The organism is Stenotrophomonas sp. 2619 (assembly GCF_040548725.1).
GTDB classification, from domain to species: Bacteria; Pseudomonadota; Gammaproteobacteria; order Xanthomonadales; family Xanthomonadaceae; genus Stenotrophomonas; species Stenotrophomonas maltophilia_AP.
Genome location: NZ_JBEPSF010000004.1, coordinates 85,927 through 109,119, shown reverse-complemented (window position 1 = coordinate 109,119; position 23,193 = coordinate 85,927). Strand labels below are relative to the sequence as shown.

The 23,193-nt window shown below is 64.3% G+C and carries 20 protein-coding genes; 10 read left to right on the top strand and 10 right to left on the bottom strand.

Features of this window, described 5'->3' with window-relative positions:
* Positions 1-736: 736 nt before the first annotated feature.
* From ABIA71_RS05930 to ABIA71_RS05920, 3 genes are all read left to right on the top strand, one after another.
* Complete coding sequence (locus ABIA71_RS05930; RefSeq protein ID WP_354283895.1) at positions 737-2,965, top strand: hypothetical protein; 2,229 nt, start codon at positions 737-739, stop codon at positions 2,963-2,965.
* Between the two features lie 646 nt (positions 2,966-3,611).
* Positions 3,612-4,592 (top strand): DUF3644 domain-containing protein, encoded by a 981-nt coding sequence (locus ABIA71_RS05925; protein WP_354283893.1) that lies wholly within the window; start codon positions 3,612-3,614, stop codon positions 4,590-4,592.
* Positions 4,593-5,582: 990 nt separating this feature from the next.
* The gene (locus ABIA71_RS05920) at positions 5,583-6,125 is read left to right on the top strand and encodes a hypothetical protein (RefSeq protein ID WP_354283891.1); all 543 of its coding nucleotides are present in this window, start codon (positions 5,583-5,585) and stop codon (positions 6,123-6,125) included.
* A gap of 137 nt (positions 6,126-6,262) precedes the next feature.
* On the opposite strand, the gene ABIA71_RS05915 is transcribed toward ABIA71_RS05920, so the two are convergent.
* Positions 6,263-6,712: a multidrug/biocide efflux PACE transporter gene (locus tag ABIA71_RS05915; RefSeq protein WP_354283889.1), complete on the bottom strand. Its 450-nt coding sequence runs from the start codon at positions 6,710-6,712 to the stop codon at positions 6,263-6,265.
* A 162-nt stretch (positions 6,713-6,874) separates the two neighbouring features.
* Here ABIA71_RS05915 and ABIA71_RS05910 point away from each other — a divergent pair, with 162 nt between their 5' ends.
* On the top strand, positions 6,875-7,771 hold the full coding sequence (locus ABIA71_RS05910) for a LysR family transcriptional regulator (protein WP_354283887.1): 897 nt from the start codon (positions 6,875-6,877) through the stop codon (positions 7,769-7,771).
* Positions 7,772-7,786: 15 nt separating this feature from the next.
* On the opposite strand, the gene ABIA71_RS05905 is transcribed toward ABIA71_RS05910, so the two are convergent.
* A complete protein-coding gene (locus ABIA71_RS05905) occupies positions 7,787-8,278 on the bottom strand; it encodes a GNAT family N-acetyltransferase (RefSeq protein WP_354283885.1) in 492 nt (163 codons plus the stop codon).
* Between the two features lie 548 nt (positions 8,279-8,826).
* Here ABIA71_RS05905 and ABIA71_RS20845 point away from each other — a divergent pair.
* Positions 8,827-10,122, top strand: coding sequence for a TPM domain-containing protein (locus tag ABIA71_RS20845; RefSeq protein WP_502961114.1), 1,296 nt, complete (start codon positions 8,827-8,829; stop codon positions 10,120-10,122).
* 7 nt (positions 10,123-10,129) lie between these two features.
* Here ABIA71_RS20845 and ABIA71_RS05895 read toward each other — a convergent pair whose 3' ends face one another.
* From ABIA71_RS05895 to ABIA71_RS05880, 4 genes are all read right to left on the bottom strand, one after another.
* The gene (locus ABIA71_RS05895) at positions 10,130-10,801 is read right to left on the bottom strand and encodes a VOC family protein (protein ID WP_354283883.1); all 672 of its coding nucleotides are present in this window, start codon (positions 10,799-10,801) and stop codon (positions 10,130-10,132) included.
* A 453-nt stretch (positions 10,802-11,254) separates the two neighbouring features.
* Positions 11,255-12,256, bottom strand: coding sequence for an aldo/keto reductase (locus ABIA71_RS05890; protein ID WP_354283881.1), 1,002 nt, complete (start codon positions 12,254-12,256; stop codon positions 11,255-11,257).
* A 51-nt stretch (positions 12,257-12,307) separates the two neighbouring features.
* Positions 12,308-13,309 carry a TIGR03571 family LLM class oxidoreductase gene (locus tag ABIA71_RS05885; protein ID WP_354283879.1) on the bottom strand — a complete coding sequence of 334 codons (1,002 nt, stop codon included), beginning with the start codon at positions 13,307-13,309 and terminating at the stop codon, positions 12,308-12,310.
* Positions 13,310-13,468: 159 nt separating this feature from the next.
* Positions 13,469-14,971, bottom strand: a complete 1,503-nt coding sequence (locus ABIA71_RS05880) for a YifB family Mg chelatase-like AAA ATPase (RefSeq protein ID WP_354283877.1) — start codon at positions 14,969-14,971, stop codon at positions 13,469-13,471.
* Between the two features lie 163 nt (positions 14,972-15,134).
* Between ABIA71_RS05880 and yidA the strand changes: the two genes are divergently transcribed.
* A complete protein-coding gene (gene yidA, locus ABIA71_RS05875) occupies positions 15,135-15,977 on the top strand; it encodes a sugar-phosphatase (protein ID WP_354283875.1) in 843 nt (280 codons plus the stop codon).
* Here yidA and ABIA71_RS05870 read toward each other — a convergent pair.
* Both ABIA71_RS05870 and ubiK read right to left on the bottom strand, forming a co-directional pair.
* Positions 15,960-16,376, bottom strand: a complete 417-nt coding sequence (locus tag ABIA71_RS05870) for a hypothetical protein (protein ID WP_354283873.1) — start codon at positions 16,374-16,376, stop codon at positions 15,960-15,962. The genes yidA and ABIA71_RS05870 overlap by 18 nt on opposite strands.
* Positions 16,377-16,426: 50 nt before the next feature.
* Positions 16,427-16,687 (bottom strand): ubiquinone biosynthesis accessory factor UbiK, encoded by a 261-nt coding sequence (gene ubiK / locus ABIA71_RS05865; RefSeq protein ID WP_128097834.1) that lies wholly within the window; start codon positions 16,685-16,687, stop codon positions 16,427-16,429.
* Positions 16,688-16,813: 126 nt separating this feature from the next.
* On the opposite strand from ubiK, the gene ABIA71_RS05860 reads away from it, so the two are divergent.
* Positions 16,814-17,152, top strand: coding sequence for a P-II family nitrogen regulator (locus ABIA71_RS05860; RefSeq protein WP_038685739.1), 339 nt, complete (start codon positions 16,814-16,816; stop codon positions 17,150-17,152).
* A gap of 100 nt (positions 17,153-17,252) precedes the next feature.
* Here the strand turns inward: ABIA71_RS05860 and ABIA71_RS05855 are convergent, their stop codons facing one another.
* Positions 17,253-17,909, bottom strand: coding sequence for an RIO1 family regulatory kinase/ATPase domain-containing protein (locus ABIA71_RS05855; RefSeq protein ID WP_354283870.1), 657 nt, complete (start codon positions 17,907-17,909; stop codon positions 17,253-17,255).
* Positions 17,910-18,482: 573 nt separating this feature from the next.
* Between ABIA71_RS05855 and ABIA71_RS05850 the strand changes: the two genes are divergently transcribed.
* The gene (locus tag ABIA71_RS05850) at positions 18,483-19,388 is read left to right on the top strand and encodes an aspartyl/asparaginyl beta-hydroxylase domain-containing protein (RefSeq protein WP_354283869.1); all 906 of its coding nucleotides are present in this window, start codon (positions 18,483-18,485) and stop codon (positions 19,386-19,388) included.
* Between the two features lie 247 nt (positions 19,389-19,635).
* Here ABIA71_RS05850 and speE read toward each other — a convergent pair whose 3' ends face one another.
* The gene (gene speE, locus ABIA71_RS05845) at positions 19,636-20,490 is read right to left on the bottom strand and encodes a polyamine aminopropyltransferase (RefSeq protein ID WP_128095422.1); all 855 of its coding nucleotides are present in this window, start codon (positions 20,488-20,490) and stop codon (positions 19,636-19,638) included.
* Positions 20,491-20,682: 192 nt separating this feature from the next.
* On the opposite strand from speE, the gene speA reads away from it, so the two are divergent.
* Both speA and ABIA71_RS05835 read left to right on the top strand, forming a co-directional pair.
* Entirely contained in the window at positions 20,683-22,572 is a 1,890-nt protein-coding gene (speA, locus tag ABIA71_RS05840) for an arginine decarboxylase (RefSeq protein WP_354283867.1), read from the top strand.
* A gap of 91 nt (positions 22,573-22,663) precedes the next feature.
* Entirely contained in the window at positions 22,664-22,987 is a 324-nt protein-coding gene (locus ABIA71_RS05835; protein WP_128095424.1) for a DUF6122 family protein, read from the top strand.
* The last annotated feature ends 206 nt before the right edge of the window (positions 22,988-23,193 follow it).

The window sequence follows — 23,193 nt, the reverse complement described above, 5'->3', positions numbered from 1 at the left end:
GTGGAGTGCGGTGGATGTGCGGAAGTGGGATGAAGCTCGCAGGGGGTCGCAGCTGGTGCGAACGATGCGGTGAACTGGAGTTGGGGGTTTGAAGAGGTGGGGGTGATGGTTGGGCCGTGGGCGCGCGGAATTCCGATAGCTGTGTCGGTAACGCGCTTCGGTTCTGCCTTGATGCGCACTGGCAAACGACCGACTGCCATCCAGAGGATGGTGTCACGGATCTCGGAGTTGTTGCAGTTGCAGACACATACCGATTGGGTAGCTGAAAGGATAGCTAAGCCGAAGCTCTTGATGGGCATGAGGGTTCTCCTTTGCGGAGCAACCGTACTGCGCAGGTTCGGTTATTCAAAATCCCGATATTTCGGCTTGCCGATTGATACAGTCAGCGCGCGCGGCTGCTGACTGAGATACCCTAGATCCGTCTGGGATGCCGGGAACTCAGTAACATGATTGAATCTGTCCGGAAGCAAAGTGGCCCACGTGACTCGTTCGAGGCTCCGATGTATTCGCTTAGGATGGTCATCTCGCTGCCACCTGAGGAAGAGCTGCGAGGTCACGGCACGACCGGGCCCATGAAGGCACTTCGCTGAAGACGCCTTCTGTCTTGGCCGTGTCGCAGAGATGGCATAGCCAAGCCAATTGAAGAGAAGTGGCTCCCTATCGGACTAAGTTGGTGCTACCTATTTGCGGATTCTTGCTGCCCCACGTGCTAGATAACAGCCTTCTAGGGTGAAAAATGTCATCAGATTCACAGCATTCGCCTTTCGCCGATGAACATCAAGACAAAGCAGCAGGCGAATTAGAAAAACTTGCCATTACGTTGCGCACGCTGATTGTGAGTCAGCCGCCGCGGGAGCTGCTGGGATATCTCTATAGCATGTTGGCGCTTTGTCAGTGGATGCAGAGGGATAGTGCTTCCAATGAGGGCGAATGCGCAGAAGGCGAGCGCCAGACGGCCTTAGATCTTGGTGAGGCGCAGTTCCTTCTGGAGTACGTGCATGCCGCTTACGCGACATCGCCTGCGTCCTCAGACCGAACTTTCGACGAAGGAGTCTGCACGAGAATCATCGAGGTCGCCGGGGAGCTTAGGGAGACGTCCATGGTTGTGGCAATGATGGTGGCAGCGAGTAGCGAGGAGGCGCAGTTTGGTGAGCAAACACGGGATCTGATTTTCAGGGCGCTTTCAAACTGGATCATGCTGCGCGGCCACCGACACCAAGTTCTCGAAGAGGAATTTCTCTCCTTCGCTCTGGCGCCGCACGATGAAGCGCTAAGGCGGGTCTACGGCGTGGGCTCCTCGGAGATAGCTCGTGGCATCCAGGACTTGGCTGATGCGATTCGCCTGGGCCACGGTCGCGCCGCCGAGACGATCCGTGGCTCCATGGAGGATGCTCAAGAGTTTCTCCAAGAACGCGGTGTGTCTATGGAGGATGGTCTGGGGAGCTGGCAAGCTGAGCGGCCAGAGATGGCCGCCGCCGTAGGTCAAGCTGTCGCCGATCTCTTCCAAGGCAGAATTTGCAATGTGACTCAGCAGACGAAGCTGCCAGCGGAGCTATTGGACGACCTGTCGTACTCAGAAGGTGAAGAGCTGGACTTCTATGCTCCTGGGCCTTACAGCGGTACCCCATTGAGGACCCTTCCTGCGCGAAAGAAGCCATTGATCAAGCTAGACCATGACTCTTACCAGGTCGATCCAAGCTTTACGCGTGATGCAAGTTACCGCGCAATTCTCTATAACCTCTTGCAGCGCGAACCTGCGTATCGGGAAGAGTTCAACAGCAAGCAGAAGGACTGGAGCGAGGCTGCATTCCAAGGTGTCTTCAAGCGCCAACTCAAGGACGCGAAGGCTTTCAACGAAGTCTACTACCGGTACAAGGGGAATTGGTACGAAAATGACACCTTGCTCCTGTTGGAAGATGTACTAATTCTTGTGGAAGCCAAGTCGGGCGCGGCAGCGACGATCGCGTCTCCGGCCGACACCTTCAATCGTCACGCACGTGATGTGCAAGATCTGATCGTCAAGGCCTTCGCTCAATGTCGGCGTTTCCTGGAGTACCTCAGCTCTGCTGAAGAGGTTCAGCTCTACAGTCTGGTGGATGGACGCTACGAGGAAGTCCTGCGCGTACGCCTGAACGACTATCGCGTCGTGCTACCCATAGGACTCACCGTGGAGTCCTATTCACCGTTCTCGGCCGGCGCAAAGGATTTACCTGGGATATCGCCAATCTTGGGCAAGTTCCCTTTCGTTTCCTTGGCGATCGATGAGATCCAAGTACTGGATCGATTTCTGCCAACCACCGGGCAACTTTTGCACTACTTGAGCATTCGCCAAGACGCAGCAAGCGTGGAAGGAGCGGTCCTATTTGATGAGATCGATCACCTTGGTGCCTACATTCAACAGAACCGGTTTCCGGACAATCTGCGCGAGCAACTTGCAGAAGGCCCTCAGCTACTTTTGATGAATGGTATGTCGGAGGTAGTAGATGACTATTTTAACCCGCTGGATTGGGAAGCGATGCCCCCGCCGGCTCAGTTTTTCCCCGGAGAGATTAGTAGTCTCCTCGGAGCGATGGACAGGAAGCGGGGGTCGGCATGGCTGGAGATTGATAGCCACATTCGCGATTTCGGCGCCGAGGGGCGCGAACAGTTAGCTGGCTACCTGCGCAACCTTCGAGCGACATTGAAGCAGCATCCGAGGCGGTACTTCAGCTTGGCGACAGGGGTCATGTTTCTATTCTGGCTTTATCGCGATGAGGACGCAGTTGATCTGGGTGCGGTTAAGGCGATCGCTGAAGCTGTGTGCCTCTCAACAGGCGCGGAGCGCGTCTTGGCGGTCACTATTGGCGTCGACGCGTCTGGAGGCTACGAAACGGTAGAGGGACAGTGGATAAGCCGATGTACCACCACATCAGCGGAGCTTAAAGCCCAGGCTGACGCTTTGAAGGCGCGGAGTGAACGCCTTTGACTTCCTTGCTAGCCCAGCTGGCTTCCCATTCTTCCATATCTTGCGGTGCGGAACTCTGTACGGTGATCTGCAATAATGCGGCCTTCATCGCGAATGCAGAGTACATGTTGCCAGCGTGTCGTTCTGCCAAGCGGGGGTTCCGATAAGCATCTCGGTGATTCCTGAATTCCGAAGACGCACAGTGTTGGGTTCGCCGAATAAGCCGGCGAAGAGCGTGCCGCACGTGTTCTCAGAACTCGATTCGTTGGCGCGCAGTTTCAACTGACGGGCTATCGCCAAGCCATTGTGCGACTCCATGCACATGGCGATGTCCGCTTCTGGCCGAAAGCGGTCGCTCCGGAACGAGAACGCGCTACCAAGAATATTATCGTCCGGTCTGCACCCAAAGCAGGCGTTAAAGGTGCTGCTCGGCCGTAGAGTGGGAGCGGGAGCTCGCTCGATATGGGCGTGCGCGTCGGGGCAACCCTAAGTGACGTTCCTCTTCGCTCTGGTTCGTTGGAGGCGTTTACATATCCCCTTGTAAGCCGGCTCCGGCAGCCGTAGGATCCAGCGGTATCAAGGGTATAGTCATACGATTCGCTGTGATTGAGTCGCACAACAGACCGAAAATTCAGTCTTTTAGGTAGTTAAATGCGAGGGAACGCTCATGGCGATTCGAAAGCGCATGGTTGGGTCGCTCTCACTAGAGCTGTTGGCAAAGTCTCGGGAGGCGGCGCTCTGTGCGATCCGTGTCTTCAACGATCCAAGCGTTACCTTCAAGTCTGAGACGTTCATCGTCCTGATGAACATAGCTTGGACTTACATGCTCCACGCGCACTACCGGCGCAAATCAGTCGAGTATCGGTATTTCACTAAGGTCGGCAAGCGCCGAAGCTTTGATCGGACAAAGACAGGGGCGTTCAAATACTGGGAGCTCGAGCGATGCCTAAACGACAAGTCGTGCCCCATTGACAAGGACGCTGCGAACAATCTCAGATTCCTCATTAAGTTGCGTCACGAGATCGAACATCAGATGACCCGGTCGCTGGATGGTTTCCTAAGTGGCAGGTATCAAGCTTGCGCATTGAACTACAATGAATACATTAAGAAGCTGTTCGGAAAGCGCTTTGGACTCGACAGCTATCTAACTTACAGCATCCAATTCGTTGAGCTTACAGGCGAACAAATCAACGGCCCGAATCCAGAGGCGTCGGTTCCAGAGAGATTGCGAGCATACATAGCAGAGTTCGACGCAGCGCTCACGCACGACGAGTACAACAGCCCTAGGTTCTCGTACCGCCTTCTCTTTAAGAAGAAACTCGTTAACAGGCCTGGGCAGGCTGACCGTGTCATCGAATTCATCGATCCCCACTCGGAGCTCGCGAAGACGATCGACAAGGAATACTGGGTAAAGAAGGAAGTAGAGCGGCCTAAGTTCAACGCGTCGAGCGTGGTCGCGGAAGTGAGGAAGGCCGGCTTTTCGAAGTTCAAGGTCCACCATGACCACACCAACATGTGGAAGCGGGAGAACGCCAGGGATCCGGGCAAAGGTTTTGGGGTCCAGGTCGAAGGCGCATGGTTGTGGTACGACAGTTGGATCCATCGTTGCATTGAGATTTGCAAAGATGAAGGCGATAAGTACACGTGAGCCTCGATCTAACGCTTGCCAGATGAGCGCCGGACTATTTCAATGCCGTTCCGAAAAGAGAGCGCGTTCCACATCCGCTTTTGGCCGGAAGCAGTTGTGGGCTCGACACGGCAGCAACTGACCCAAAGCGGACATCCATCAGTGCTTGTCCACTGCTCTTGATATGCGGCTTGGTCCGCTTGCTGGGTCCGGCTATGCATCGGCTTGCTAGCCGGACCCAGCAGGCCTAAGATCGAGTTCTATCAAGGGGATAGCCCACCATATGGTGGGTTTTGGATAAGTCGTATAACCGGACCTAGGGATCCGGCTACTAGGTAGTTAGGCAGCAGGGGGAGATGGTGGACAGCCGAAGTATCTTTGATAGACTGACACGATCCGAGCCAATCAATCTCGCAGATCTCCCAGAAGAGTTCGGTATCTACGCTCTTTGGGATCATGAAAGACAAATCCGGTACATCGGTAGCACACCAAAAGCCACCGAGGGATTCCGTACCAGGATTTACAGCAAGCACGCCACCGGCAGCGAAGGTCGCAGCCACAAGTTCACGCACGCGTATTGCACCGGCCGTATGTGGCGTTACTGCAAGAAGCTTGATAACCCAGCTTCCGCTCGCGAGCAGTCCGCCTCAGATGCAGACGCGGCAAAGAAGTTGAGAAACGCCTTTATTCGTAAGCACTGTGGGGCGAGCTACGTATCCATACCTCGTAGCTATCTGCCAGAGCCATACTTCGCAAGCCTCACTTCATTGGAGTTCCAGCTTCAGGCTATGGCGCCTTCAAGCATGCGGGCTTGGGAGGGCATCGGGTTTCGGCCTCTACCAGAGCCAGCCCCTCTCGTGGATCGCTTGTTGGCTGAACTACCTCACTTTGCAGCAGGCGCTGAAAGGCAACATGCCATCTATAAGGCGCATGTGCTTTGCACTGCTGCCTAACAATTTACTCAAGCCGATGCCGCTCCGCGGCCCGGCTTAATTCAGGCGTTAGATGCCTATGACAGTTCGCGACCTATCCATCATCGATGGCCTCGACCCTAAGACTATTGAAGAAGCGCTTGCAGTCTTGCGCCGCGAGTCTGATCGGGGCGCGGTCTTGGTGGCAATTGCGATCCTAGATAGCGTCTTCGCAAGCCGGCTGGAACAGCTTTTCAGCCATGGAAATTCCGACGCACGCACTCGCCTATTAACGAGATCGTTCAACTCATTCGCGTCAAAGGTAGATCTGGCTTACTGCGTTGGAATGATCCAAAAGCAGCTGTACCAGGATATTCGCCTTCTCAACAAGCTGCGCAATCAATGCGCGCATGAGTGGGGAGATTTTCGCATTACCCAACAGATAGTTGATACCTACATTGAGCCAATGATGATGAAACATGCGCTCAATGCGGCAAATGAGGTCCAACCGATCCTGTTCCCACCAGGCTGCGCGCCTAAGCAAGTGCTCGTCAGTACCCTTGCAGCGTTGATTACCTTTGCGAACCTGTTCAAGCCCCTCCCCAAAGCGGCCGTCACGGAGGGAACAGGTGACGGCATCTAACGATTCATTCAAGCCGAAGCCGCTTGGTGGCTCGGCTTAGTTCAGGCGTCGGGCGATGTCCGCTTCTGGCCGAAAGAAGACATCAACGAGGCCGCGATCGAGTAGAGGGGACACCTTTTCCCGACGATGATAGCCAGTCAGGCCTCACTAACCCGCCCAGCATCCCCGCGCCGCACCAACCGCTCCCGCACCTTGTCATACACCAGGTTGTACACATACGTGTAAGGCAGGAAGAACGCGATCAGCCCCATCTCCAACAGGAATGCATCCCAGTAGGAAATGGACAGCCACCACGCGGCCAGCAGCACCACCACCAGCACCAGCCCGCCTTCAAAGCCCACCGCATGCCCGATGCGTACCGGCACGGTCCGCTTGAAGCCGAACTTCTTTTCCACGCGCTCGAACATCGCGTTGTAGAGCATGTTCCACAGCATGGCGCAGGTGGCCAGGGCGATGGTGAGCACGCCGGTGTCGAACAGCGACTTGCCCAGCACGTACGACATCACCGGCGCGCACAGGCACAGGGCAATGCCTTCAAACAGCACGGCGTGGACAACGCGGTCCCAGAGGGTCTTTTCAGCTTTCATGGTGCAGCACCTGATGGTCGCCGCCGGCAGGGCCGGGAGCGCGGGGAGCGGATCAAAGGAGGGGGAGGGGCGGCGATCAACGCTCGTAGCGCGCCCGGGGGCTATGGTATAAGTTTCAAAAATGGTGAAAAACCCCCAATATCGTAGGCGGCCGTTTCATATATGAAACACTTTCCGTGGGACAACCTGATGGTGCTGCTGGCGGTGGTGCGCGGCGGCACGCTGCGCGAAGCCGCCAAGGCCGCGCGGATGAGCACGGCCACGCTGTCGCGCCGGCTGGATGCGCTGGAAGAGCGCCTGGGCGGCAAGGTGGTGGAGCGCACCTCCACCGGCTGCATTCCCACCGAGCTGGGGCAGCGGGTGTTCGCGCTGGCCGAGCAGATGGAAGAGGCCGCCGACGAGATCGCCCGCGAGGCCGATACGCCCAAGGAGCTGGTGGGCACGGTGCGCATCAACGCCGACGAATGGGCCAGCTTCCTGCTGATCACGCTGCTGCCGGGGCTGAACCGCCTGCACCCCGGCCTGGGCGTGGAGGTGCTTACCTCGCGCGAGCCCTACAACCTGGCCCGCCGCGAGGCCGACGCCCTGCTGCGCTACGGCCCGCCCGACACCACCGACCTGCGCGGCGACCGCGTGGGGCGGGTGGAGTACGCGCTGTACGCCAACCAGGCCTACGCCGCGCGGCGGCAGGCGGCCATCGCCAACCAGGCGTGGCATGAACTGGAATTCGTGGGGCTGGACGAGCCGCGCGTGGAGTTCGAGGTGGAACGCTGGCTGCGTACCTTGCCCGGCGCCAACCGCCCATGGCTGCGCTGCAACTACTCGGTGGGCGTGCTGGACGGCGTGACCGCTGGCGGCGGACTGGGCGTGATTGAACGCACGGTGGCCGAACACGTGGGCGGCCTGGTGCGCGTGCGCGATGCACCGGCGCTCACTCAGGACGTGTGGCTGTGGACGCACCGCTCGCTGTACGAAACGCCGCGCTTCCAGGCCGTGCGCGACTTCCTCAAGCACGCCTGGCTCAACGCGGTGGCCGAACGAGAGCCGCCGTCGGCGTAGGGCTGCAGGTGCTGGCTACGCCGCGCTGATCAGGAAAAAGTGGAAGTCCGAGTCATCGGGCGGCGCCGGCGTCTCGATGGTCAGGCCCATCTTCGGCAGGTTCCGGCGCCAGAACGCGTGGGCCACCGTGTCGTTGCGGAACGTGGCCAGCAACCAGCGGCCGCTGCCCGGTACCACCAAGCGCGCAACCACCTCGCGTGCGATGCCCTTGCCGCGATGCGTGGGCAGCACGAACAGGTCGGCCAGCTCGGGGATGCGGTCGCCCTGGAACTCCACCTCGTCCACCAGCACGAACCCGCACAGCACGCCGTCCAGCCACAACAGCTGCGCCCACGTGGGCGTGTCGCGCAGGGTGGCTTCCACATCGGCGCGGGCGCAGTCGTAGGTGCCGTCGGGGGCAATCTGCTCGCCGCTCCATGCCGACGCCTCGAAGTAATACAGCTGCAGCAGGCGGTGCAGCACGTCGGCGTCGGCAACCGAGGCGGCGGTGAGCGTGAGTCCTCGCATGGGGGGTATTCCTTTACGGGCGGGCGAGGGTGGCGGTCATCATAGGGGCGCGCCCGGCTGCTGCACAGGCCACGAATTCAGGCAGCTGAGCAGGCAATGTGCGCAGTGCGGAATATGGGCATTGCCTACCGCCATATGCGCTGCTTTTTGCCCCGAAACCCAGGCATTGCAAGCATTGCGAGGGCAGGGCACGCGTGGCGGCGAATGGCTTGACGAATTTCTGAGATTTCTCCCACACGTCCTTAACCCGGCGCTGCACAGCATTGCCGCACCCCGGCATTCCGCCGGTGGGCTCCGGAGACCTTCCATGACCCAGCAGCGCAAGCAGGATTCCCAGAATCAACGCGACCAGCAGCAACAGCAGCAGGAAGAGCAGCAGCGCAACCAGAACCAGCAGCAGGGGTGGCAGGACGAGGAAGAGTGACGGCCACCGGCACGGCCGCCCCCGGAAGCCCCGCGTGATGCGGGGCTTCTTCGTTTGCGCCGGGCTGCGGCGCATCGCGTAGCATGCGGGCATCAAGCAACCGGACGCTGTGATGCACGCCAGGATGACGCAACTGTGGCAGTGGGTAGTGGTGCTGTGCCTGCTGCCTGCACTGGCGCTGGCCGCGCCCACGCCCATCCCCGACCTGCACGACCCGGTGGTGGACACCGTGCAGGTGCTCTCGGCCGATGAAGCCCAGCAGCTGCGCACCCAGGCGCTGGATCTGCAGGCCCGGCGCGGTGCGCAGCTGCAGGTGCTGGTGGTGGACAGTGCCGGCGACGAGGGCATCGAAGCCTATTCGCAGCGGGTGTTCGATCAGTGGCAGATCGGCCGCAAGGGCGTGGACGATGGCGTGTTGCTGCTGCTGGCAATGGGCGACCGCCGCGTGCGCATCCAGACCGGGTACGGGCTGGAAGGGGCCATCCCCGATGCGTACGCGCAGCGCATCATCGATCACGCCATCATTCCGCGCCTGCGCGAGGGCAAACCCGGCCAAGGGATCATGGATGGCAGCGCGCTGCTGGTGGGCCTGATCGACGGCGAAGCGCTGCCGCTGCCCGCCGAGACCGACAACGTGGTGCGCCTGCCGCAGGACTGGCGCCGCGGCGACAGCATCGTGGCGCTGGCGCTGCTGGCCGGGGCGCTGGTGGGTGCATGGGCCCGGCGCGCGGGGCAGCGTGGCGTGCCCAGCCGCTGGTGGCGCGTTCCGTCGCTCATGCTTGCGGTGGTGTGCGTGGGCGCGCTGGCCTGTGCGCTGATCACCCCCGGTGCTACCGCCGCCCTGGCGATCGCCATGGGCATGCTGGTGCCGGTGGCCATGGTGCTGGGCTGGTTGTGGGTAGACAGCCGCCGGGCGCGCTGGGTGCTCTCATTCCTGCTGGTAGCCGCGGTGACGGCCAGCGTGGTCAGTGTGTGGATGGGCCGGCCGGTGCCCAGCCTGGCGCTGCATGTGCTGCTGGTGTTTGTGCTGTCCATCGCGGTGGGCCTGGTCACCTTGTGGGTGGCCGCGCTGCGCACCAGTTGGCGCACCGGCAAAGTGGGTTTCTTCGTGCGGCTGGTGTTCCTGTGCGGGGTGTCGGCGGTGTACGCGTGGCTGATCCATCGCACCTATGCGAAGTTCGGCGATGACGCGGGCCTGGTGATGGTGATCGCCGGTGGCTTCTTCCTCTACATCACCTGGACGATGGTGATGGGCTTCCACCAGCGCGCCCAGCCGGGGCGCCGGGGCAAGGGCGGGCGGCGCACAAGTCGCGTTGATCGCGACTCGGGGAGTTCGTCCAGCAGTTCGTCCAGCTCGTCCAGCAGCTGGTCCGGCGGTGGCGGGCGCAGTGGCGGCGGGGGTGCCTCGGGTAGCTGGTAACGCCGGGTTACACCGACTGCACGCGCCAGCCCAGTGCGGCGTCTTCCAGCACGGCGTTTGCGGTCACGCCGCTCAGCCGCACCTGCAGGCCCCGCGCATTGGGCAGCCAGCGCTGCTCGGGGAACCAGCGGCGGGTGGCGTCCACCACGATCAGCAGGCCTTCGTCATCGCCCATGGGCGCGAAGTAGGGCGTGGGCGTGGACAGCGGTGCCAGGTCGAAAGTGGTTTCAAGCCGGGCCCGCAGCGCGGCGACGGCGTTGGTCGGTAGGCCCACTTCGCTGATGCAGGTCATTTCGCTGCCGTGGAACGCGCCGGTGCGCTCCGACGCGGGCAGGCGACGGCGGGCGATGAGTTCGAGGATGAGCTCGTCGGGCCCGGTGAAGTAGATCGATTCGGAATCCCACCGGCCTTCGAAGGTGAAATGTTCCTGGCCTTCGGCGTTGCGCTGGCGCGTGGCGCGCGCGTCCAGCCAGGCGGTGGCGGCAGCGAAGCGGTTGTGCGGCACGTTGAAGGCGAGGTGGACACCGCCGACAGGGACATTGCCTGCGGGGATGAGGTGGAGCTGGCTCCAGCCGAGCGTGACTGTTGCGTCATGCACGGGAAGCTGCAGCACGTCGGCGAAATAGGCGGCCGTGGCGGCAACGTCGGCAGTGGGGAGCGTGAGCTGTTCAATGCGCATGCCTGCCATGGTGCGACGGTGCGGGGCAGGCGTCCAGTGGTTACGTGGCTGCGGGGATTTGCAGCTGTGCGGCCATGTGTTTGATCACCCCGTGGATGATGGTGCGCAGCATGCGCATCTCACCTTCCAGGGTGACGCCGGCTACGCTCGCCGTGAGGATTCAGCCTGTACATCGCCCTGCCTGGGCAGATTCCTCATGCTTGTAAGGATTTACAAACATCCCGTCGCTAATGGGAGAGAAATCCGCACGCTTGCAAGGATTTTTTCGGGCCGGTCGGTTCCGGCCGAAAAGGATCGCGGGGGCCACCAGTGACGGCCATCTCCCACGCCGCAGCCACTTCCCCATCCCACCGCTCCCGCACCACCCACTGTCCAAGAGGGTGGCTCGGGGGCGCAATAGTCACTATCGGCCGATGCTGCGCTACGGAGATGGCACTACGCCCACCCTGCGCCTTACCCCGCCTGCGGCAGCGGTGCATCCACCGCCACCAACCCACGCGTGCGCAGCGCCTGCCAGAACGCAGCCGGAATCGCCGCATCCACCAACGCCAGGTTCTCTGCGATGCGGCTCGGCTGGCTGGCGCCGGGAATCACCGCCGCCACGGCCGGATGCGCCAGCGAGAACTGCAGGGCGGCCGCGCGGATGTCCACGTTGAACTCGGCGCACACCGCGCGCAGGGCGTCCACGCGGGCCAGGATCTCGGGCGTGGCCTGCTGGTATTCGTAATGCGTGCCGCCGGCCAGGATGCCGGAGTTGTACGGGCCGCCCACCACGATGCCCAAGCCGCGCGCGGTGCTGGCCGGCATCAGGGTGCGCAGCGCGTCGGCGTGGTCCAGCAGGGTGTAGCGGCCGGCAATCAGGAAGCCGTCCGGGTCGGCCTGCTGCAGCGCCATTTCGCACGGTTCCACGCGGTTGACGCCCAGCCCCCAGGCGCTGATGACGCCTTCCTCGCGCAGTCGGGTCAGGGCCTTGGCCGCGCCGTTCATGGCGATGCCGAACACGTCGCGCCACCCTTCGCCGTGGAAGTCGCGGGCCGGGTCGTGAATCCACACAATGTCCAGGCGGTCGGTCTTCAGGCGCGCCAGGCTGGCCTCGATGGCGCGCAGCGTGCCGTCGGCGGTGTAGTCGTAGACGATCTTGTTGGGCAGGCCGTGCTCGAACAGGCCGCCCTTTTCGCCGAGGTCGCGTTGGGTGGTGTCTTCGCGCTCATCCAGGATCAAGCGCCCCACCTTCGTGCTGAGCACGTAGTCGTCGCGCCGGTGCTGCTGCAGCGCCGTGCCCAGCCGGATTTCGGCAAGGCCGGCGCCGTACATGGGGGCGGCGTCGAAGTAGCGGATGCCCTGTTGCCAGGCGGCCTCGACGGTGTCGAGGGCTTCCTGCTCGGGGATGTTGCGGTACATGTTGCCAAGCGGGGCGGTGCCGAAGCCCAACCGGGTGGGGACTGAAATGCGCATGGGGGTCTCGATGTGGGGGAGGTGTGCGGCAGGCCGAAGCAGGTGACGTGCCTACGCGCCTGCGATTTCCGGCAGGGCTGCGTTCGGCGCGCGGTCGGCCGCGGGTTGGGAATGGAAAAGCGGCAGCACGTACTCGGCGATCTCGTGGAAGGTTTCCTCCAGCGGGCGCTGGTTGCGCCGCACGTGCAGGCCGATGTGATCCACGCCGGCCGCGCGCATGGCGTGCAGTTCGGCGATCAACGCGTTGCGCCCTCCCGTGAAGCCGAAGCGCCAGCGGCGCATCGGTGCATTCGGGTGCGCGTCCAGTTCCATGTGGATGAAGCTGGCATACGGCTTGGCACCGGCCACCGCGCGCCACGCGGCCACGCGATGTGCGTGCTCTTCGGGTGTGCCAGGGAAGGCCAGGCTGCCATCCATGTGCTGGCCGATCCAGGCAAGGGTTTGCTGCGACAGCCCGGCCACCAGCAGCGGCAGCGGCGCGGATGGGCGGGGCAGCAGGTCCAGCGGTTCGGGCAGGTGCGCGCGTGCGTGGTCGCGCAGCAGGTCTACCTGGCTGCGGAAGTTGGCGCCCCGACCGGGGAAGTCGCGGCCGAACAGCGGGTACTCCACCGGCCGGTCGCCGCTGGCCACGCCCATCAGCAAGCGGTTGCCGCTGAGCTGCTGCACGGTGGCGGCGGCCTTGAGCGTCAGCAGCGGCTCGCGGATGGGCAGCACCACGGCGGCGGTGCCCAGCAGGATGTCCTGCGTGATGCCGGCCAGGTAGCCAAGGTAGGTGAATACCTCGAACACCTGCGCGGCATCGCCGAAGGACGGGTCGTAGACCGGCACGTCGCGCACCCACAACGCCCGGAAGCCGAGCTGGTCCACCAGCTTGGCCAGGTCCGCATGGCGCTGCATGTCCGGTTCGCCGGGCAGCCGGCCGCTGTTCCGTCGGGCCAGTTCGCCGGCGGGTGTCCAGTCGTTGTCCAGCGGCGCTTCCACACCGATGCTGAAGCCGCCGGCGGTGAGGCGGGAGAGGGCGCTGCCGTTGGGTGCGTGCGAGGCGGGGGACATGGGAGATCCAGTGGGGGCCGGTGGTTCGGATGCCGGACAGTCTGGTGGCTGGATCTTTGCGGAGTAAGCGGGGAATCCGGGAATTTCTTTTGCGCTGGAATCAATAGTCAACGAGCGGGAAGCTGGGATTCAGCCAATACAGCGGGGACGGCTATCGATTCATGCACCCCCACCGCGATCCAACTGCCGATACCCGATCGCCTCGGCCACGTGCGCCGTCCGAATGTCCTCACTCCCCTCCAGGTCGGCCACCGTCCGCGCCACCCGAAGAATGCGATGCATCGACCGCGCGGACAGCTGCAGCCGTTCCACCGCATCTTCCAGCAGCTGCCTGTCCGGTGTGGACAGCCGACAATGCTGCGCCAGCTCGCCGGGCTGCAATTGCGCATTGGCCTTCCCGCTGCGGCCAAGCTGCACTTCGCGTGCCGCCACGACTCGCGCCCGCACCGTGCTGCTGTCTTCGCCGCACGGCGTGTCATCGCGGAGTTCGTGAGGCTCCAACCGTGGCACCTCCACATGCAGGTCGATGCGGTCCAGCAGCGGGCCGGACACGCGCCCGCGATAGCGTTGGATGCCATCCACCGCGCAGCGACAGCGCCCGCTCCGGTCGCCGGCCCAGCCGCAGGGGCAGGGGTTCATCGCAGCCACCAGCTGGAAGCGTGCGGGAAACGCCTCACTGCGCGAGGCGCGCGCGACCACCACCTGGCCCGACTCCAATGGCTCGCGGAGTACCTCCAGTGCGTGCCGGCTCCATTCGGGGAGCTCATCCAGAAAGAGCACGCCGTTGTGCGCCAGCGATATCTCGCCCGGGCGCGGGAACGAGCCGCCGCCCACCAACGACACCGCGCTGGCCGTGTGATGCGGGGATCGGTACGGGCGCTGCCGCCAACGCGCCGTGTCGATGCCTCCGCCGGTGCAGGACGCCACCGTGGCGGTCTCCAGTGCCTCCAGCTCGGTGGCGTCGGGCAGGATGCCGGGCAGCCGCGAGGCCAGCAGCGTCTTGCCGCACCCCGGCGTGCCGATCAGCAACAGGTGGTGGCCCCCGGCAGCGGCGACTTCCAGTGCCCGTCGTGCCTGCGGTTGGCCGCGTACATCGCGCAGGTCGGGCATGGGCAGGCTGGCCACGTCGGCAGGCACGGCCTTGGGCAACGTGCGCTCACCCAGCCCGGCGCATGCTTCCAGCAGTGTCCGCGCGACGCGCACATCGGCATGCCCGGCCAGGCCGGCTTCGGCGGCGTTTTCCGGTGGCACGATCAGGGTGCGACCTAGCCGGGCAGCGGCAAGCGCGGCAGGCAGCACGCCGTTCACCCCGCGCAGTTCACCGGTCAACGCCAGCTCGCCCAGAAATTCGTAGCGCGACAACACCTGCGTATCGATCTGCCCGCTGGCGGCGAGGATGCCCAGCGCGATGGCCAGATCAAAGCGGCCGCCTTCCTTGGGCAGGTCGGCCGGGGCGAGGTTGATGGTGATGCGGCGCTGTGGAAACTCGAATTGCGAACAGACGATGGCCGCACGCACGCGGTCGCGCGATTCGCGCACGGCGGTTTCCGGCAGGCCCACCATCTGGGTGTGCGGCAGGCCGCCGGAGAGCAGTACTTCAATGCGGACGGCGGGCGCGTTGACGCCTGCGCGGGCACGGCTGTGGACCAGCGCCAGGCTCATGCGGTTACCGGGGTTGGTTGGGGTGAGGGCGATGATGGCGGCTGCGCGGAGCCCGGTATGTAGGCGATCACACCGGCGTGGCGTCGGGCTTCTACGGTCGCGGCCGTTCATGCGCTGCCGCTAGACTGGACGCCCCCCCTGCACCGCCCGAACATTCAACCTGATGGATATGCCGCACCACCCCAGCCCGGTCCACCTCATCGCCATCGACATGGATGGCACCCTGCTCAACCCGGCCCACAAGCTCACGCCGCGGGTGAAGCAGGCCATTGGCGCAGCCCGCGCGCAGGGCGTGCGGGTGGTGCTGGCCAGCGGCCGGCCGGTGTCCGGGTTGGCACCGTTCCTTGCTGAGCTGGGCATCGAGGGCGATGCGGAGTTCTGCATCGCCTGCAATGGTGCGGTGGTGGAGAACATCGGCAATGGCCAGCGCGTGGTCGAGTACCCGCTGACCTTCGACGACTTCCTGTTCTGCGAACGCATCGCGCGCGATCTGGGCATCCATTTCCAGGCGCTGGATGGCCGGCGCATGTACACGCCCAACCAGGACATCAGCATCTACACGGTGGCCGATTCGCACCTGTCGCACGTGCCGCTGTCGTACCGGCGGGTGGAGGACATGGACCCGGCGATGCAGTTCATCAAGCTGATGATGATCGACGAGCCGCACGTGCTGGACGCGGCGATCGCGCGCCTGCCATCGGAACTGACCGATCGTTTCGCGGTGCTCAAGAGTGCGCCGTTTTTCCTGGAAGTGTTCGACCACCGGGCGGGCAAGGGCGCAAGCCTGCAGAAACTGGCCGAGCACCTCGGCGTGGACGCGGCCAACGTGATGGCGCTGGGCGATCAGGAGAACGACCTGACCATGCTGCAGTTCGCCGGCACCAGCGTGGCGATGGGCAACGCGATCGAGGTGGTGAAGCAGACGGCGCGGTTCGAGACCGCCACCAACGCCGAGGACGGCGTGGCGCTGGCGATCGAGCGGTTCGTGCTAGCGGGGCACGTCTGACGGCGCGCCGGGAGTGCGCAGCCGCGCGCGCGACCACGGCGAAAACAGGACGGCGGCGAAGACCAGCAGGCTGGGCAGGGTGAACACCACCGCATTGCCGGTGCCTTGCCCGGCACCAAGACCCAGCAGGCCCAGCCAGTAGACCTCCATGTCGGCAAACGCCACCAGGTTGTAGGCGAGGATGGGGATGCCGGCGACGAACGGAATGGGCAGCACGCCATGGCCTGCGGCCACCAGGGTGGGTGCAAGCAGCGCGGCAAGTGCGGAGAACACGACGCGGTAGACCTTGCGCAGGCCCGCGTCGTCGGTACGGATGAGGCGCAGCAGGCACAGCGCGATGATCACCGCGGCAATGCTGGCGCCGGCCACCAGCAGCATCTGCGATCCTTGTTCAGACATGCGAATTCCTTTTCGTCACGTAGTGGGCGGGCGCCGCCCGCCACCCTGTCTTACAGTGCGGGCGTATCGTTCCCGCGCGCTTCCAGCTCGGCCACGGTCTTCTCCAGCGCCTCCAGCTTCTCGCGGGTCTTGAGCAGCACCGCGCGCTGTACGTCGAATTCTTCGCGGGTGACCAGGTCCAGCTTGCCCAGCCCGGCCTGCAGCGCGGTCTTGAAGGTGGCCTGCAGTTCCTCGCGCGACTGGCGCAGGCCCGGCGGGACCATGTCGCTCAGGCGACGGGCCAGGTCATCGAGGTGGTTGAGGTCGATCATGCTACTGCTCCGCAGGGTATACGCTAAGGATAGTCCGTCACGCCCGCGCCGGCACTGACCGCGCGCATCGCGTTCACCGGGGGACAGGCGTTATCCTCGCTCGCCGGAATACAGGAGCCAAGCAGAATGAAGATGGTCATGGCGGTGCTCAAGCCGTTCAAGCTCGACGACGTGCGCGAAGCACTGGCCGAGCGCGGCGTCACCGGGATCACGGTCACCGAGGTGAAAGGCTTCGGGCGCCAGAAGGGACATACCGAGCTGTACCGCGGCGCGGAGTACGTGGTGGACTTCCTGCCCAAGGTGAAGATCGAGGTGGCGGTCACCGATGGCCAGGTCGAGGAAGTGGTGGAGGCCATCGTGAAGGCCGCCGGCACCGGCAAGATCGGCGACGGCAAGGTGTTCGTGTACGACCTGGGCAGCGTGGTGCGCATCCGCACCGGTGAGCTGGACGCCGACGCGCTGTAAGTTGGTTTGCCGGGCAGAGCCCGGCACTACGGTCCGCTGTATGCGGGTCGGGTTGGCATGGCCGGGCAGCGCGCCCGGCCGGCGGGACACAGCGGCGGGGTTACGCGTGCCCCTTGAACCAACGGTAGAAGCGCTTCCAGCCCACCCGCAGGCTGGCCACCCAGCGCGGGTCGGCCACCAGCGCGGCCTGCGACGGGGTGGGCGTCAGGCCGGTCAGGCGCTGGCGCATCTTCAGCAGGTTCTTCATGTCGCTGCGGCGGAGCTGGCGCGACACCGGGTGCACCGGCAGCCAGCGCGGGCTGCGCCAGGCCGAGGTGAAGTCCACCAGCACCGGCACCCCGCCGCTGACCATCACGTTGGTGCCATGCAGGTCGTTGTGGGTGATGCCGGCTGCATGCAGGCGGGTGAGGGCGTACTGCAGCTGCTCGAACACCTCCACGCCCACCGACTGGGCCGCGCTCAGGGTCTGGCCGGGGATGAACTCCATGCCCAGCGCCAGCCCGCCGATGGTGCCCAGCAGGGCCGGGGCATGCTTCCAGCCGCTCAGGCGCTGCAGGATGCGGGCCTCGCGGCGCACCAGCAGGCGCGCCACCGGCGACAGCGGCGTGCCGCGGTAACGGGTGTAGTCCTTGACCACGGCCTGCCGACCGTTGAGGCAGGTGCGGTAGACGTCGGGTTCAAGCAGGCGTTCGCCGCGCTTGAGCAGCTCGGCCGGGGCGGTGTCGGTGCCGACACACGAAGCAACAGGAGTATTCATGGCGTTCTTTGGGCGACCCGGTGGTCGGCGCAAAGCGTCAGGCGTACCGGTGCTGCTACTGGGGAGGGGTGGGTATCAAGATTTCGTTAATTTTAATACTCGCCAGTACACCAATCCAGAGAATGTCGGAGAAATGTCGTAGCCGGGGGTGGAACAGTTCGTCACGCAGAATCGGACAATTCTGTATCACTCGCTAGAATTTCGTTTTCGATCAAGCGCTTGCGGGCAGGGCCGAATGGGCAATGCGTTCAAGGAACGCCAGCAGTGCGTGGCGCAGCACGCTGGCCACCGGAGCGAAAGAGCCCCGGTGGGCCTTGCTGAGGGGCGGGTAGAGATGGTGACGGGGTGGCGGTGCAGAGGGAGAGCCCAGGCCCGCCTTCAGGCACGGCGCGCTGAACAGGACCCACCGCCCGCTTGACCCCGACGCACCCGGTGCCGACCATACGCTGTTGATTGCGACATGGGCGGCCGCCCCTCTCTGGCACGTCCCCGCCCCCCTGCCGCCGTATCGGTGCCGGTTTCTGCCGTGCATCGCCCCCACTTTTCGGTTCCGGCCCTGCCGGAGGAAGACTGATGACCAAGATCGTGCTGGCAGCGCTGTTCATCGCCTGCGTGCTGTACATCCATTTCCGCGGCAAGGTGCGCGCGCGCTGGTCCCGGCAGTTGCTGGACCACTCCAGCTTCATGGCCCCCATCAACGTGATTATGTACATGTTCTCGAAGGTGCCGACCACGCCGTTCCTGGACCCGGGCCAGGAGTTTCCGCAGCTGGAGCCGCTGCGCCAGAACTGGCAGATGATCCGCGACGAGGCGCTGGCGCTGCGCGATGCGGACAAGATCGCCGCGTCCAGCACGTTCAACGATGCCGGCTTCAATTCGTTCTTCCGCCGCGGCTGGAAGCGCTTCTACCTGAAGTGGTACGGCCCGTCGCATCCGTCGGCCAAGGCGCTGTGCCCGAAGACCACCGCGCTGCTGGAGTCGCTGCCGGACGTGCGCGCGGCGATGTTCGCCCAGCTGCCCTCGGGCAGCGAGCTGCGCCCGCACCGCGACCCGTTCGCCGGTTCGCTGCGCCTGCACCTGGGCCTGACCACGCCCAACGACGATGGCTGCTACATCGTGGTGGACGGCATCAAGAAGAGCTGGCGCGATGGCGAGTGGATGATGTTCGACGAGACCTACATCCACCACGCGCACAATGAGACACCCGATGACCGGGTGATCCTGTTCTGCGACATCGCCCGCCCGCTGCGCTTCGGCCTGCCGGGCCTGTTCAACCGCGCGGTGGCGTCCACGCTGCTGGCCGGTGGCGCCTCGCCGAACCTGCCGGGCGACCCCACCGGTGGGGTCAACAAGGCGTTTGGCGGCGTGTACAAGGTGCGGCTGAAGGCCAAGGCGCTGCGCGAGCGCAGCGTGGTGGCCTACCAGGTGATCAAGTGGGGCCTGGTGTTGGCGGTGATTGCCGGGATCTGGGCGATCTGAGGCCTTGGGTTCATGGGGTTGCCGGCCAGCGGCCGGCACTACCGGAAACGCAAAAAACCCGCGCTGTCGCCAGCGCGGGTTTTTTGTTTGTCCGCCTGCATCGCGGTTACAGGGCGCACCGACCAACGGTGGGTGCCTACCCCTTCAACGCCGGCCCCCAACGATCAACGCCGGGCCCGAAGCCAACCGGTAGAGCCGACCGTTGGTCGGCTGGCCGCGGCAGCAATCGGCTCCGGCGCTCGGCGCTTCAGCCCTTCAGGGCTGAAGCCACGAACGGCGGGGTCACCAGCACGCCGGTGTGCAGCGCGGCGGTGTAGTACAGCGTGTCGAAGGACTTGGCGGCCGCATCGGCCTGGCGGAAGTCGAAGCTGCTCTCGCCCTTGCGGGCCAGGGTGACGCTCCACCAGCCGGTCGGGTAACACGGCTGCGGGAACGGCAGGGTCTTGAACGAACCGAAGCCCGCCTTGCCCATCTCGGTGCGCATTTCGTTGATCAGGTCCAGCTGCATCAGCGGCGATTCGGACTGCTGCACCAGGATGCCGTCGTCCTTGAGCGCCTTGAAGCAGCTCTCGTAGAAGGCCTTGTTGAACAGGCCTTCGCCCGGGCCGACCGGGTCGGTGGAGTCGACGATCACCACGTCCACGCTGCCGGCCGGGCAGTTGGCCATGTAGGCCACGCCGTCGTCGAACATCAGTTCGGCGCGCGGGTCGTCGTTGGAATCGCACAGCTCCGGGAAGTGCTTGCGGGCCATGACGGTGACCTGCTCGTCGATGTCGCACTGGGTCACGCTCTCCACGCCCTTGTGCTTGAGCACTTCGCGCAGGGTGCCGCAGTCGCCGCCGCCGATGATGACCACGCGCTTGGGCGCGGCGTGGGTGAACAGCACCGGGTGGCTGATCATCTCGTGGTAGAAGAAGTTGTCCTTGCTGGTCAGCATGATGGCGCCATCGATGGTCATCAGGTTGCCCCAGTCGGTGGTCGCGAAGATCTCGATCTTCTGGAACGGCGACTGCACTTCGTCCAGCTTGCCGGTCAGGCGGTAGCCGATGGCCGAGCCGGTGCGCTCGAAGTGCTCGATGTACCAGTTGTTGTTGTCAGTCATGGAATAGCAGTCCTGTTCGGATGGGTGTTGGAGCCGGGCTGGCGGCGGTGCCGCGTGGCGCAAGCCACGTCCGGACGGGTTGGCCCGTTCAGGTTTCAAGCCTGAGCACGGGCGCGGGCGCGCATGATAACGGAGCTGTCGCCACATAGGCGTTATCATGCACCCCCTTTTTTACCAACCAGGCCCACTGAAATGACCGATTGGTCCCTCGACCAAGCCCGCAAGACCTACTCGATTCCGCATTGGGCGGATGGTTACTTCGACGTGGATCAGGCAGGACACATGGTGGTGAGACCGACTGGCCAGGACGGCCCGGTGGTGTCCTTGCCCAAGATCGTGGACGCCGCCCGCGAGGCCGGCGCCAAGCTGCCGCTGCTGGTGCGCTTCCCGGACATCCTGGGCCAGCGCCTGGGCAAGCTGCAGGCCGCGTTCGCGCAGGCCCAGGCCGATTGGGAGTACCCGGGCGGCTACACCGCCGTGTACCCGATCAAGGTCAACCAGCACCGCGGCGTGGCCGGCACCCTGGCCAGCCACCACGGCGAGGGCTTCGGCCTGGAAGCGGGCAGCAAGCCCGAGCTGATGGCCGTGCTGGCGCTGTCGCGCCCGGGCGGGCTGATTGTCTGCAATGGCTACAAGGACCGCGAGTACATCCGCCTGGCCCTGATCGGCCGCAAGCTGGGCCTGCAGACCTTCATCGTCATCGAAAAGCCGTCCGAGCTGAAGCTGGTGCTGGAGGAATCCAAGGCGCTGGACGTGAAGCCGGGCCTGGGCGTGCGCATGCGCCTGGCCTCGCTGGGCGCGGGCAAGTGGCAGAACAGCGGCGGCGACAAGGCCAAGTTCGGCCTGTCCCCGCGCCAGCTGCTGGACCTGTGGAAGTCGCTGCGCGATACCGAATACGCCGACTGCCTGAGCCTGCTGCATTTCCACATGGGCTCGCAGATCTCCAACGTGCGCGACATCGCCAACGGCATGCGCGAAGCCACCCGCTATTTCGTGGAACTGTCGCGCCTGGGCGCGAAGATCACCCACGTGGACGTGGGCGGCGGCCTGGGCGTGGATTACGAAGGCACCCGCTCGCGCAGCTTCTGCTCGATCAACTACGGGCTGAACTCGTACGCCAGCAACATTGTGCAGCCGCTGGCCAATGCCTGCGAAGAGCACGGCCTGACCCCGCCGCGCATCGTTACCGAGTGCGGCCGCGCGATGACCGCGCACCACGCGGTGCTGATTGCCAACGTGTCCGAGGTGGAAGAGGCGCAGGAAGGCCGCGTGCCGGACCAGCACGACGACGAGCCGGCGGCGATCCGCCACCTGCGCGAGATCCACGACGACCTGGACGTGCGCCCGGCGGTGGAGCTGTTCCAGGAAGCGCAGCACTTCCATGCCGAAGGCCTGTCCAGCTATGCGCTGGGCCAGATCGACCTGCCGCAGCGGGCGCGCATCGATGACCTGTTCTACGCCATTGCCCATGCGGTGCGTGCGCGCCTGAGCTACGACGAGAAGAGCCATCGCCCGGCGCTGGACGAGTTGAACGAACGCCTGGTGGACAAGTACTTCGTCAACTTCAGTGTGTTCGAGTCGATTCCCGATGCGTGGGCGATCGACCAGGTGTTCCCGATCGTGCCGATCGAGCGCCTGAACGAACAGCCGCAGCGCCGCGGCATCATTGCCGACATGACCTGCGATTCCGATGGCATGGTCAAGACCTACGTCGAGAACGAGAGCCTGGACAGCTCGCTGCCGCTGCACGCGCTGAACCCGGGCGAGAGCTACCGCATCGCGTTCTTCATGGTGGGCGCGTACCAGGAAATCCTGGGCGACATCCACAACCTGTTCGGCGACACCGACGCGGTGGAAGTGCTGGCCGACGCCGATGGCTACGCGATCACCCAGCAGCGCCGCGGTGATACCACCGATGTGATGCTGGACTACGTGGGCTACAGCCTGGCCGACCTGCGTGCCAGCTATGCCGAACGCGTGGCGGCGGCGAAGCTGTCGCCGGCGCGTGCACAGGAACTGTCCGACGCGCTGGAAGCGGGTCTGACCGGGTACACCTACCTGTCCGACGAGCCGCTGGTCTGAGCCGAAGGTGACGGGTGCTGGTGTTCGGGCCACACCCGTTCACGTAGCGCCGGACGCTGCCCGGCGGTCATTGCAAGGCACCCCACACCCCATGAGCGCGCGCGCCATCTTCCACCTCGTCCTGCATGCCGCCGTGCCGGCGTTGCTGGCGTGGATGTTCTGGCGCAAACGCTTCCTGTCGGCGTGGGCGCTGCTGTTGCTGGGCTGGATCATCGACCTCGACCACCTGCTGGCCGACCCGATCTACGCCCCGAACCGCTGCAGCATCGGCTTCCATCCCCTGCATACCGCACCGGCGATTGCGGTGTATGCGGGCCTGTGCGTGCCGAAGAAAACCCGGCTGTTCGGCATCGGCCTCATGATCCACATCGTGCTCGACGCCATCGATTGCTGGTGGATGCACCAGGCCCGTTGAAACACACCCCGGGCAGAGCCGACCGTTGGTCGGCTGCCGCACACACGGGCACGTCCGGTTGTCCACAAAACGCAGCCGACCAACGGTCGGCTCTACGAGCGGTGCGCGATTTCCTCCCCGGGGTAGAGCCGACCGTTGGTCGGCTGCCGCACACACGGGCGCGTTCGGTTGTCCGCAAAACGCAGCCGACCAACGGTCGGCGCCAC